The 12,553-nt window shown below is 69.3% G+C and carries 11 protein-coding genes; 6 read left to right on the top strand and 5 right to left on the bottom strand.

The window, feature by feature from the left end; translation table 11 throughout:
• Positions 1 to 23 precede the first annotated feature (23 nt).
• Positions 24 to 665, top strand: coding sequence for a c-type cytochrome (locus AC1KAT_RS10540; protein WP_480325556.1), 642 nt, complete (start codon positions 24 to 26; stop codon positions 663 to 665).
• A gap of 148 nt (positions 666 to 813) precedes the next feature.
• Positions 814 to 2,076: a cyclic di-GMP phosphodiesterase gene (locus AC1KAT_RS10535; protein WP_480325554.1), complete on the top strand. Its 1,263-nt coding sequence runs from the start codon at positions 814 to 816 to the stop codon at positions 2,074 to 2,076.
• A 30-nt stretch (positions 2,077 to 2,106) separates the two neighbouring features.
• Here AC1KAT_RS10535 and cueR read toward each other — a convergent pair whose 3' ends face one another.
• On the bottom strand, positions 2,107 to 2,505 hold the full coding sequence (gene cueR, locus AC1KAT_RS10530) for a Cu(I)-responsive transcriptional regulator (RefSeq protein ID WP_480326541.1): 399 nt from the start codon (positions 2,503 to 2,505) through the stop codon (positions 2,107 to 2,109).
• 101 nt (positions 2,506 to 2,606) lie between these two features.
• Complete coding sequence (locus AC1KAT_RS10525; protein ID WP_480325552.1) at positions 2,607 to 5,012, bottom strand: heavy metal translocating P-type ATPase; 2,406 nt, start codon at positions 5,010 to 5,012, stop codon at positions 2,607 to 2,609.
• Positions 5,013 to 5,149: 137 nt separating this feature from the next.
• Here AC1KAT_RS10525 and AC1KAT_RS10520 point away from each other — a divergent pair, with 137 nt between their 5' ends.
• The 3 genes from AC1KAT_RS10520 to AC1KAT_RS10510 all read left to right on the top strand — a co-directional run bounded on the left by AC1KAT_RS10520 (position 5,150) and on the right by AC1KAT_RS10510 (position 8,628).
• Positions 5,150 to 6,727, top strand: coding sequence for an ABC transporter substrate-binding protein (locus tag AC1KAT_RS10520; protein WP_480325550.1), 1,578 nt, complete (start codon positions 5,150 to 5,152; stop codon positions 6,725 to 6,727).
• 145 nt (positions 6,728 to 6,872) lie between these two features.
• Positions 6,873 to 7,307, top strand: coding sequence for a YciI family protein (locus AC1KAT_RS10515; RefSeq protein WP_480325548.1), 435 nt, complete (start codon positions 6,873 to 6,875; stop codon positions 7,305 to 7,307).
• A 7-nt stretch (positions 7,308 to 7,314) separates the two neighbouring features.
• Positions 7,315 to 8,628: an RNA polymerase sigma factor gene (locus AC1KAT_RS10510; protein WP_480325546.1), complete on the top strand. Its 1,314-nt coding sequence runs from the start codon at positions 7,315 to 7,317 to the stop codon at positions 8,626 to 8,628.
• Between the two features lie 187 nt (positions 8,629 to 8,815).
• Here AC1KAT_RS10510 and AC1KAT_RS10505 read toward each other — a convergent pair whose 3' ends face one another.
• On the bottom strand, positions 8,816 to 9,250 hold the full coding sequence (locus AC1KAT_RS10505) for a DUF1841 family protein (protein WP_480325544.1): 435 nt from the start codon (positions 9,248 to 9,250) through the stop codon (positions 8,816 to 8,818).
• Positions 9,251 to 9,293: 43 nt separating this feature from the next.
• Between AC1KAT_RS10505 and AC1KAT_RS10500 the strand changes: the two genes are divergently transcribed.
• Positions 9,294 to 9,872: a malonic semialdehyde reductase gene (locus tag AC1KAT_RS10500; protein ID WP_480325542.1), complete on the top strand. Its 579-nt coding sequence runs from the start codon at positions 9,294 to 9,296 to the stop codon at positions 9,870 to 9,872.
• 6 nt (positions 9,873 to 9,878) lie between these two features.
• Here the strand turns inward: AC1KAT_RS10500 and AC1KAT_RS10495 are convergent, their stop codons facing one another.
• Positions 9,879 to 11,081, bottom strand: coding sequence for a glycosyltransferase (locus AC1KAT_RS10495; protein WP_480325540.1), 1,203 nt, complete (start codon positions 11,079 to 11,081; stop codon positions 9,879 to 9,881).
• 37 nt (positions 11,082 to 11,118) lie between these two features.
• Positions 11,119 to 12,510, bottom strand: coding sequence for an autotransporter outer membrane beta-barrel domain-containing protein (locus tag AC1KAT_RS10490; RefSeq protein WP_480325538.1), 1,392 nt, complete (start codon positions 12,508 to 12,510; stop codon positions 11,119 to 11,121).
• Positions 12,511 to 12,553 lie beyond the last annotated feature (43 nt).

The following is a 12,553-nucleotide window of genomic DNA, read 5'->3' as shown; positions in this document are numbered from 1 at the left end:
AAGACACCGCCTTCGCAGAACACATGAACAAGCTGCTCTCCTCGATCTTCGCTCTGGCTGCCCTGGGCAGTGTCACCCTCGGCGCGCAGGCGCAAGACGCCAAGGCCGGCGAAAAGAAGGCGGCGATGTGCATCGGCTGCCACAACATCCCCGGCTACCAGGCCAGCTTCCCTGAAATCCACAAGGTGCCGATGATCTCGGGCCAGAGCGCCAAGTTCATCGCCTCGGCGCTGGTGGCCTACCAGAAGGGTGAGCGCAAGCACCCCACGATGCGCGGCATCGCCGGCTCCCTGACCGAACAAGACATCGCCGACCTGTCGGCCTTCTACGAACAGCAGGCCAAGCCCGCAGACGCCGCCCCGGCGCCCCAGCCGACGGCCCAGGTGGCCGAACTGATCAAGAAGGGCAACTGTGCGTCTTGCCACGGTGACAACTTCAACAAGCCCATCGAGGGCTACCCGAAGCTGGCCGGCCAGCACCGCGATTACCTCTACGTGGCGCTGAAGGCCTACCAGACGACGGCGAACCCGCAGGTCGGCCGTGGCAACGCGATCATGGCCAACGCTGCCCAGCCCTTCACCCACGCCGAGCTGAAGGCCCTGGCCAACTACATTGGTTCGCTGCCCGGCGACCTGAAGACGGTGCCGCAGTCGCGCTTCCGCTGATCGCCCGCAAAAAACGATCCCGCAAGACGAACGCCGCTGAGAAATCAGCGGCGTTTTTCATTGCGCGCCGTCAAGCGCAGGGTTCAAGATGCGGCTGGCTTGGCCGAAACCAGAAGACACACAGACCCCACCACGACAAGAGACTGCGATGCTCAAGAAAATCCGGGTCGATCAGCTCAGCCTGGGCATGCACCTGCATGAACTGGAGGGCCCGTGGCTGTCGCACCCGTTTTGGAAGACCAAGTTCCTGCTGCGCGACCCGGGCGACCTGCGCAAGCTGCTCGACAGCGGCGTGAAGGAATGCTGGATCGACGTGAGCAAGGGTGGCGACGTCGCGGCGCCGGCCGGGGTCGCCGCGGCCCAACCTGCGACGCCAGACGCCGCGTTGGCGCCCGCGCAGCCGCGCGGCGAGGCGCCGGCCAAGCCTGCGCGTCCCCGTCCATCGGCCTCGTTCGCCGAAGAAACGCAACGCGCCGCCGCCATCGTGACGCAGTCGCGTCAGGCCGTGATGGCGCTCTTTGCCGAGGCCCGCATGGGCCGGGCCCTCGACACGCAGCAGTGTGTCGAACTGGTCGACGAGGTGGCTGCCTCGGTGTGGCGCAACCCCAGCGCCCTGGTGACGCTGGCGCGCTTGAAGACCCACGACGACTACTCGTACATGCACTCGGTGGCGGTGTGTGCGCTGATGGTGTCGCTGGCGCGCGAGATGGGCATGGACGAAGCCCAGTCGCGCGAAGCCGGCGTCGCGGGACTGCTGCACGACACCGGCAAGGCGCTGATGCCGCTGGAGATCCTGAACAAGCCCGGCAAGCTGACCGACGCCGAGTTCACCGTGATGAAGGGTCACCCGCAGCGTGGCCACGACCTGCTGAAAGACAGCGCCGCCGTGCCGGCCGCCGCGCTCGACGTGTGTCTGCACCACCACGAGAAGACCGACGGTTCGGGCTACCCCTTTGGGCTGAAGGCGGACCAGATCTCGCAGCTTGCCAAGATGGGTGCGGTGTGCGACGTGTACGACGCCATCACCTCGAACCGGCCCTACAAGGAGGGCTGGGACCCAGCCGAGTCGGTCGCCAAGATGGCCTCCTGGCGCCAGGGGCACTTCGACGAGGCGGTGTTCCAGGCCTTCGTGAAGAGCCTGGGCATCTACCCGACCGGCTCGCTGGTGCGGCTGCAATCGGGACGCCTCGGCGTGGTGGTCGATCAGAGCGCCGGCTCGATGGTGTCTCCCAAGGTGAAGGTGTTCTTTTCGACGCGATCGAACATGCCGGTCACGGTGGAGGTGGTCGACCTCTCGGCTGCCGGCTGCAGCGACCGCATCGTCGCCCGCGAGTCGAACGCGCAGTGGCAGTTCAAGCACCTCGACGAGCTGTGGGCGGGGCCCGACGTGCTGCGCAAGCTGGGTCGCTGAGCGACTGACCGCCCCGCGGACCGCCGCCGGTCAATCGACCCGGCCGCCCGACAGGTCGTCGAGGATGGGGCAGTCCGGCCGGCCGTTGCCGTGGCAGGCATGGGCCAGCTGTTCGAGCGACCGCTTCATGGCCTGCATCTCGTCGATGCGGCGCTGCAGGTCGGTGATGTGCCGCTCGGTGATGCGCTTGACGTCGCTGCTGTTGCGGCGGCGGTTTTGCCACAGCCCGAGCAGCGTGCCGATCTCGGCCATGCCGAAGCCCAGGTCGCGCGCCCGGCGGATGAAGCGCAGCGTGTGCACGCTGGCGTCGTCGTACTGCCGGTAGCCCGACTCGGTGCGCGGCACCGCCGGCAGCAGGCCCAGGCTCTCGTAGTGGCGGATCATCTTGGCCGACACGGCCGAGCGCTTGGCGGCTTCGCCGATGTTCATGACCGCGCCGGTGGCGCCATTGGCCGACGCGCCCAGGGCCCTTCGGCTGCCTTCGCAGCCCCCCGGCGTCTGGCACGCGGGCTTCGTTTGCAAGGATTCCATCACTTCACCTCCGTCGGTCGCCAGCGTTTGAGCAAGAGCGCATTCGTCACCACGCTCACGCTGGACAAGGCCATCGCGGCGCCGGCCACCACCGGGCTCAGGTAGCCCAGCGCGGCCAGCGGCACGCCGACCACGTTGTAGACGAAGGCCCAGAACAGGTTTTGCCGGATCTTCGCCGTGGTGCGCTTCGAGATCGAGCGAGCCGCCTCGACGAGGCCCACGTCGCCGCGCATCAGCGTGACGCCGGCGGTCGCCATGGCGACGTCGGTGCCGGTGCCCATCGCGATGCCCACGTCGGCCGCGGCCAGCGCCGGCGCGTCGTTGATGCCGTCGCCGACCATCGCCACAGGCGCTTCGGCGGCGCGGCGCAGGCGGTCGATGGTGGCGGCCTTGTCGGCCGGCAGCACCTCGGCCAGCACCTCGTCGATGCCCAGTTGCCGGCCCACGGCCTCGGCGCTGCCGCGGTTGTCGCCGCTGATCAGCACGGTGCGCAGGCCCTGGGCCTTCAGCCGCGCGATGGCGCGGGCGGCTTCGCGTTTGACCGGGTCACCAAAGGCCAGCAGGCCGATCAACCGGGGTGCGGCGCCCGAGGTGATGGCCAGCCACGACACGGTGCGGCCTTCGTCGCGCAGGCGCGCGGCGTGTTCGTCCATGGGCGACATGTCCACGCCGAGTTCCTGCATCCAGCGGCTGCTGCCGAGCGCGAGCGACTCGACACCGACCTCGCCGCGCACGCCCCGGCCGGGTTCGGCGCGCACGTCGCGGGCGCTCAAGGGGCGCAGCTGGTGCGACTGCAGCTCGGTCATCACGGCGCGCGCCAGCGGGTGTTCGCTGCCGGCCTGCAGCGCGGCGGCGCGGGCCAGCAGGGCGTCGCTGTCGCCGTTGGCCGCCACCGCGCTCACGAGCACGGGGCGGCCTTCGGTGAGCGTGCCGGTCTTGTCGAAGGCGATCACCTCGACCGCGTGCAGTGCTTCGAGCGCCGCCGCGTCTTGAATCAGGATGCCGTGGCGCGCCGCGGTGCCGGTGCCCACCATCACGGCGGCCGGCGTGGCCAGGCCCAGCGCACACGGGCAGGCGATCACGAGCACGGCCACCGCGTGCAGGGTGGCGGTGGCGAGGTCGGCCCCGTACCACCACCAGCCGGCGAAGGTGACCAGCGCGATGCCCACGACCACTGGCACGAACACGGCGCTGACCCGATCGACCAGCCGCTGGATCGGCGCCTTGTTCGCCTGCGCCGACTCGACCAGCCGCACGATGCGCGCCAGCGCCGTCTCGGCACCGATGGCCGTGGTGCGCACGAGCAGCAGGCCTTCGGCGTTGATCGCACCGCCGGTCACGCGGTCTCCGGGCGACTTGGCCACCGGCAGGCTTTCGCCGGTGAGCATCGATTCATCGGCGTGGCTGTGGCCTTCGTGCACGAGGCCATCGACCGGCACCCGCTCGCCGGGCCGCACCACGACCAGGTCGCCCACGCGCACTTCGGCAAGTGGCAGGTCGACGTCGGTCGCCGCGTCACCTTCACCGCGCCGCACGCGCGCGGTGGCCGGCCGCAGTGATTGCAGCGCGCGCAGCGCCTCGGTGGTCTGCCGCTTGGCGCGCGCTTCGAGCCACTTGCCCAGCAACACCAGCGTGATGACCACCGCCGACGACTCGAAGTACAGCTCGGGCATGGGTCCACCGTCGGCGTACAGCACCCACACGCTGAGCGCATAGGCCGCCGTGGTGCCGATGGCCACCAGCAGGTCCATGTTGCCCGCGCCGGCACGCAGCGCGCCCCAGGCCGCACGGTAGAAACGCGCGCCCAGCCAGAACTGCACTGGCGTGGCCAGCAGCCACTGCAACCAGCCGGGCAGCATCCAGTGCAGGCCGAACGGCTCGACCGCCATCGGCAGCACCAGCGGCAACGAAAGCGCCGCGGCCAGCAGCACGGGCCAGACGGTGTCGCTGCGGTGGGCCTTTTCGGCGCCGGGGGCGGCGGGCTGCGACAGGTCGCGCGCCGTGTAGCCAGCGCGCTGCACGGCGGCCAGCAGGCCGGCGGTGTCACCGCCCGATAGGCGCTTGATGGTGGCCTGCGCCGTGGCCAGGTTCACGCTGGCCGACAGCACGCCGGGCACGGCGGCCAGCGCCTTTTCGACGCGGCCCACGCACGAGGCGCAGCTCATGCCATCGATGGCGAGTTGCAGCTCTTCAGAAGGCACGGCGTAGCCGGCGGCCGTGACGGCCTGCGCCAGCCCGGTGGCCGTCACCTCGGGCGGTGCCTCGATGGTGGCCGTTTCGGTGGCGAGGTTGACCAGGGCCGAGCGCACGCCCGGCACTTTGCCGAGCGCCTTTTCGACGCGGCCCGCGCACGAGGCGCAGGTCATGCCTTCGATGGGCAATTGCAGGGTGTAGATCGAGTCCATGGTGGGGAGCTTAAAGATTGCCATCGTTGGAAGGTCAAGCCCTTTCGTGCCCCAGGGCTTGGGGGCGACACGCAAGAGGCACGCCGAGGTCGGCCCCTACACTCGCCGCGTCTTTTCGGTGAGCCCAAGGAGCACGCATGAAGCGGTGGTGGATGGTGGGCGCGTTGGCGCTGGCGATGAACTTCGGCGCGTCGGCGCAAACCCTGCGCTGGGCCTCGCAGGGCGACCCGCAGACCATGGACCCGCATGCGCAGAACGAGCTGCTCACCAACGCGATGAACGGCCAGGTCTACGAGACGCTGGTCAACCGCGACAAGCAGATGCGCATCGAGCCCGTGCTGGCCACCGAATGGAAGCAGCTCGCGCCCACCAAGTGGCGCCTCAAGCTGCGGCCGAACGTGAAGTTTCACGACGGCTCGGCCTTCACCGCGGCCGATGTGGTGTTCTCGTCGCAGCGCGCGCGTGCCGGCACGTCCGACATCGCGGTGTACGCCAACGCGCTGGGCGCCGTGAAGCAGGTCGATGCGCTGACCGTCGAGTTCGACACGCCGGCCGTGAACCCGGTGTTTCTCGAACACCTGACCACGCTGCCGATCATGAGCCGCGCCTGGGCCGAGAAACACAAGGCCACCCGGCCCATCGACTACAAAAACAAGGAAGAAGGCTTCGCCTCGCTGCATGCCAACGGCACGGGGCCCTTCGTGCTGGTCTCGCGCCAGCCCGACGTGAAAACGGTCTACAAGCGCAACCCGGCGTGGTGGGGCAAATTCGACGGCAACGTGCAAGAGGTCGTCTACACGCCGATCAAGAGCGACGCGACGCGCGTGGCCGCGCTCATCTCGGGCGAGATCGACTTCGTGCTCGACCCCGCGCCGCAAGACGTGCCGCGCCTGAAGGCGCAGCCGACGCTGAAGGTGATCGAAGGCCCCGAGAACCGCGCGCTCTTCATCGGCATGGACCAGCACCGCGATGAGCTGCTGTACTCGGGCGTGAAGGGCAAGAACCCGTTCAAGGACGTGCGCGTTCGCCGTGCGCTCTACCAGGCCATCGACATCGAGGCCATCAAGACCAAGCTGATGCGCGGCCAGGCGCTGCCCACCGGCAACGTGACGCCTTCGCCGCTGGGGGCCTTCAACGACGCGGCCATCGAAAAGCGCCTGCCCTTCGACCTGGCCGCCGCCAAGCTGTTGATGGCCGACGCCGGCTACCCGCAAGGCTTCGACGTGACGCTCGACTGTCCCAACAACCGCTACGTCAACGACGAAGAGATCTGCCAGACGCTGGCCTCGATGTGGGCGCGGCTGGGCGTGAAGGTGCGCGTCAACGCCATGCCGCGCAGCACCTACTTCGCCAAGCTGCAGCGGCTCGACACCTCGATGTACCTGCTGGGCTGGGGCGGTGCGATCACCGACGCCGAGACCACGCTCACGCCCGTGCTGCGCAGTCGCGGCGAAGGCGGCACCGGGTCGTGGAACTTCGGTCAGGTGAAAGACGCCAAGCTCGACGAGCTGGCGGCGGCATCGAGCCGCGAGGCCGACCCCAAGAAGCGCGAGCAGCTCATCAAGGCCGCGCTGCAACGCGCGAAAGACGAGGTGCTGTACGTGCCGCTGCACCGGCAGGTGATCCCGTGGGCGGCGCGCGCGAACGTCGAGGTCGTGCACCGGCCGGACAACTGGCTCGAATGGCGATGGATCCACATGAAGCCCGCGAAGTAGGGCGGTGCGGCGGACGCAGCACCAGTCGGTACAAATTGTTACATGCGCCGGGAGGCCACGGGTGTCGATTTGGATCGGCCCCGGCCGTCGTGACATCAGGGCGGGGACGGTTTCCTCGCTCATTCAACCCGCGAAGGAGACGACGATGCGATTCATGGTGATTGTCAAAGCCACGGCCGACAGCGAAGCCGGCGTGATGCCCGACGAGAAACTGCTCGCCGACATGGGCGCCTACAACGAAGAACTGGTCAAGGCCGGGATCATGCTGGCCGGCGAAGGCCTGCACCCCAGCAGCAAGGGCGCGCGCGTGCGCTTCTCGGGCAAGAGCCGCACGGTGATCGACGGCCCCTTTGCCGAAACCAAAGAGCTGATCGCCGGCTTCTGGCTGTGGCAGGTGAAGTCGCTCGAAGAGGCCATCGAGTGGGTCAAGCGCTGCCCCAACCCGATGCTGACCGACAGCGACATCGAAATCCGCCAGGTCTTCGAGGCCGACGACTTCGGTGCCGAGTTCACGCCCGAGCTGCGCGAGCAGGAAGAGCGCCTGCGCGCCCAGATCGAGCAGCAGACCAGCAAGGCATGACGCCGGCATGACGACGACCCCGGCGCCTCGCCCGTCCCCCACCGTGGGCACGCGCATCCAGCGCACCCTCGACGCGGTGTGGCGCATGGAGTCGGCCAAGATCATCGCCACGCTCGCGCGCATGCTGCGCGACGTGGGCCTGGCCGAAGAGCTGGCGCAAGACGCGCTCGTCACAGCGCTCGAACAGTGGCCCGAAGGCGGCGTGCCCGACAACCCGGCCGCGTGGCTGACGGCGGTCGCCAAGAACAAGGCGCTCGACCGGCTGCGCCATGTGCAGCTGCGCGACAGCAAGCACGAGCAGATCGGCCACGAACTCGCTCTGCAGCAAGAGATGGCCGACAACGGCCTCGAGGCGGCCGCCGAAGACGACATCGGCGACGACCTGCTGCGGCTCGTCTTCACTGCCTGCCACCCGGTGCTGAGCACCGAAGCGCGCGTGGCGCTCACGCTGCGCCTGCTGGGCGGGCTGACCACCGACGAGATCGCGCGGGCCTTCCTGGTGGCCGAGCCGACCATCGCGCAGCGCATCGTGCGTGCCAAGCGCTCGCTCAGCGCGGCGAAGGTGCCGTTCGAGGTGCCGCGCGCGGCCGAGCTGCCGGCGCGGTTGTCGTCGGTGCTGGAGGTGATCTACCTCGTCTTCAACGAAGGCTATTCGGCCACCGCCGGCGACGACTGGGTGCGCCCCGCGCTGTGCGAAGAGGCGCTGCGGCTCGGGCGCATCCTCGCCGAGCTGACGCCGGCCGAGCCCGAGGTGCACGGGCTGGTCGCGCTGATGGAAATCCAGGCCTCTCGCCTCGGCGCGCGCACCGGCCCGCAAGGCGAGCCGGTGCTGCTGCTCGACCAGAACCGGGCGTGGTGGGACCAGTTGCTCATCCGCCGCGGGCTCGCGGCGCTCGACCGTGCGGCGGCCTTGCGGCAAGGCCTGGGGCCGTATGGCCTGCAGGCGGCGATCGCGGCCTGCCATGCGCGGGCCCGGACACCTGGCGACACCGATTGGGCGCAGATCGTCGCGCTGTACGACGCGCTGGCCCAGCTGATGCCGTCACCGGTGGTGGGCCTGAACCGCGCCGTCGCCGTCGGCATGGCCTACGGGCCGGCCGCGGGGCTGGAGGCCGTGGATGTGCTGCGCGACGAGCCCGCGCTGAAGGCCTACCACCTGCTGCCCAGCGTGCGCGGCGACCTGCTGTTCAAGCTGGGGCGCATGGCCGAGGCGCGTGCCGAGTTCGAGCGCGCCGCCGAGATGACGCGCAACGCGCGCGAGCGTGGGGTGCTTCTCGGTCGGGCGGCAGCGTGCGCGGGCCCCGGCTTGGTGCAGAACTGAGCGGGGGCTTCGAAGCGCTTGACTGGAGTCGGCGGGGCGTGTCGTTTTTTTACCGCCAAGGCGCAAAGGAACGCAAAGGTCGCCAAGAAGGAAGTCTGTCTTTGCGTTCTTTGCGTTCCTTTGCGCCTTGGCGGTGAAAACACGTGCCTCACCGCAAACGCAGCCACCCAAGCAAAGCCCCCGCCACTCAGTCCCGCGTCGCCCGCCGCCTCACGCAGTCGATGTACTTGTCGCCATCGGGAGGCAGGCCGCTGCGTTGCGACTCCCACATCATCTGGCCGAGGCATTCCATCACCTCGTGCTGCGCCTCGTGCATCGAGCCGCGCCTGGCCACCAGCAGCGTGAAGGCCTGCTTGATGCCGCGCGGCTGGTCGATGCTGACCTGCTCGGTGATCGACAGGTGCATCGACAGGTGCAGGAACGGGTTGGTGCGGCCCTCTTCGACGTCGTAGACCGCGGCGAGCGCCTGGTCCGTGTCGGCCAGTTCGGCGTGGTATTCGGCGTGCTGCGTGATCCAGTCACCGGCAAGGGCTTCGATGGGCGTCAGCGGCGCGCCTTCGCGCTGCTTGCGGTAAGCGTCGCAGAAGAAGCGGCGCACATCGTGTTGGGAGGGGGCAAACATCCGAGAATTCTCGCCTTCTGAAAGACTCTCATCACACACCGACATGAACGCCAGCACCGAGCAATTGTTCACTGAGGCGCGCTCTCACAACCGCTTTGACCCCGCGCCCGTCCCCGAGACCCGCTTGCGGGCGCTGTACGACCTGATGAAGTGGGGCCCGACATCGGCCAACTGCTGCCCGCTGCGGGTGGTGTTCGTGCAGTCGGCCGAAGCGAAAGACAAGCTGCTGGCCTGCATGAACCCGGGCAACGTCGAGAAGACCCGCAGCGCGCCGGTCACGGCCGTGCTGGGCATGGACATGGCCTTCTACGAGCAGCTGCCCAAGCTCTTTCCGCACACCGACGCACGCAGCTGGTTCGTCGGCAAGCCGCACGAGCACATCGCCGAAACGGCGCTGCGCAACGCGAGCCTGCAGGCGGGCTACTTCATCGTCGCCGCGCGCGCACTCGGCCTGGATTGCGGCCCGATGGGCGGCTTCGATGCGCAGAAGATGGACGAGGCGTTCTGGGCCGGCACCCCGGTCAAGACCAACTTCGTCTGCGCCCTCGGCCAGGGCCGCCCCGAGGCCTTGCACCCGCGTGGCCCGCGCCTCGACTTCGACGAGGCCTGCCGCATCGCCTGAGTCGCTTCAGGCGTGGGGCCGGGGCAGCAGGCCTTCGGCGGCTTCGACCACGGCATGGCTGAGCTGGGCCGGGTCGAAGTCGCGGTACTTGTGGGCGACGGCCTGGGCCGCGGCCATGTGCGGCCCGTCGGCCTGCAGCAACTGCGTGATGAGCGGGCGGAAGTCCACCGGCTTCGGCACCCGCGCCACGTTGATGGCGGCGCCCAGCGTTTCGGCGCGGCGCGCGATCATGAACTGCTCGGCCTGCGTCGGCATCAACAGGCTCGGGACGCCCGCCAGCAGCGCCTGGGCCAGCGTGGCCTGGCCTGCGTGGCAGATCACCAGCCGGCAACCGTCGGCCAGGGTGCGGCGCAGGTCCAGTGGCTCGGCGCTGTAGTGGATGTGCGGCGGGCGCGGCAGCGTGCCGCCGGCGCTGGCGAGGTCGGGAAAGAAACACACCACCGCGCAGGGCAGCGCGGCAAGTGCCTGCAGCACGCCCTGGTGCTGCGGGTCGTGCGCCCGCAGGTAGGCGAACACGCGCGGCCCCGGGCTCGCGGGCCAGGTGGGCGCGACACCGGGCAGGTATTCGCAATCGGGCCCGAGGTAGGGCTCGTCGGGGCGTGCGGCGTAGTGGTCCAGCTCGGGCCAGGTGCACAGCAGGCTTCGTTCGGGGCGAAACAGCTGCCACAGGTTCGCCAGCGGGGCGCGGTGGTGGGCGGCCAGCACGGCGTTGACGCTGCCGAGCGCCTGCGCGTCGCTCTCATGCGGCGCCCGCCGGGGGGCGGTCGCCCAATCGCGGAAGACCGGCAGCGGCGACACCTGTGGCGGCACCGTGAAGCCATGGCCGATGTGCAGCGCGGGCACACCCGCCAGCCGTGCAGCGAGCAGCGCGGTGGGTGCGTGGTCGGCGATGACCGCATCGCAGGCGCTCAGGGCCATCAGGCCCCGCCAGGCTTCGGCCAAGCCGCTCAGCACACGCGGCGAGGCGTAGCCGCACGACAAGAGGATGTCGGCCATCGTCCAGGCCGCCTGTGGCGAGGCGTGCAGGTAGACCGGCGCCTGCAGCACCGGGCCCAGTTCGGGGCCGATCGCACCGTGCCCGTTGGTCAAGTCGCGCAGCGCGAACACCAGCTCGTGGCCCCGCGCCTTGAGCATGCGCGCCACCGGCAGCAACCGCGAGACGTGGCCGAGGTTGGCCCCCAGTTCCCAGGCGAAGAGAAAGCGGGCCATGCGGTGGCGAGGTGGGTGGTGCGGTGGTGGCGGAAGCTCAGAACTCCGAGCGCAGGCCGAACCCGACGCGGCGCGAGCGGAAGCCCTTTTGGCCCACCGCGGTCTCGAGGTCGGCAAACCAGCTCAGGCCGCCATTGTTGACGCCCGTCACGCCGAAGGCCAGCGTGCCGAAGCCATCGCTGGTGTCGGCCGTGGTCGGCACCAGCAGCGGCGTGTTGCCATCGATGAGCATGGCGGTCGGGGCCTGCTTGACGGCGTCGCGGCGGTGCGTGAGCTCGGCGCGCACGAAGGGCAGCACGATGCCCCATTCGACCGGCACGGCGAACTGCGTCTGTGCGCCGAGGTTGATCGAGTTCGAGCGCAGGCGTTGCGCGCTCACCGAAGCGGCCGAGGGGCCACCGGTTTCGTCGAAGGCCTTGACGCTGGACGTGACGTTGTCGAAGCGCAGGTAGGGGCCGATGCTCCACGGGCCGAAGCTGAAGTCGCGGCCGGCCGAGACGCTCAGGCCCACGCCCTTGCCGCGCGGTGACGCGAAGCTCAGGCTGCCTTGTTCGTCGCGCGTGAGGTCGAACTTCGTTTCTTCGACGCTCAGCGTGGCGGTGAGGTAGGTGGTGGCGGTGAGGCTCCAGCTGGCGTAGGCGGTGAGGTTGCTGCCTTCGCTCGTCTGGCGGCTCGCCGAATCGCCGAAGCTGACGCGTCCGTCCGAGCGACCCACGCTGCCACCGAGCACCCACTCGTCGCTGACGCGGTGGTCGCCGCCGAAAGACAGGTTGGTCGTGCGCGAGTCGAACTCGGACCGGCTGCCGTTGGCCTTCTGGCGCAGGTAGTCCACCAGGCCGCCGACGTAGAAGCCGGTGCGGCGCTCGCGGTTCTTGTCTTCGCCGTCTTTGCCTTCAGGCAGCGGCACACCCGGCACGGCCAGCGTGGGCACGCTGCGCTGCTTGCGCAAGAGGCGCATGCGGGCATCGGCTTGTGCGAGCTGGCTGCGCAGGCGTTGGGTCTGGATGTTGAGCAGCGGGGCGCTGAGTTGGTTCAGCGAGCGCTGCTGGGTCGAGGCATCGGCCTCGACAGTCACGGTGACGCTCGGATGGCCACCATCGTCCTCGAGATCGATCGGGCCCCCATAGCCGGTGTTGAAGTGCGTCAGCAGGTAGGTGCGTTCGCCCGTGATGCTGGAGGCTTCGACGCGCAGGCCGTTGCAGTCGGAGGTGCCGGGGCGATCCCCCCGCGAGGCGAGCACTTCGCACACCAAGGGGCGCTCGGCAAACAGCACGAGGTTGCCCTCGTCGTCACGGTACTGCCAGCGTTCGATGCCCTCGGTCAGAGGCGTGTTGGTGTCGCCGTTGACACAGTTGCCGCGCAACACGAAGGTCTCGCCCGGACGCACGACCGAGGCGCTGGTGCTGGGCGAACAGCGCACGTTGGTCACCGTTTGTGCGGTGGCTGATGAAGCCACCCACAGCAGTGGAGGA

Source organism: Piscinibacter sp. PDB5-1, assembly GCF_056676035.1.
This window is presented reverse-complemented; position numbering and strand designations above follow the sequence as displayed.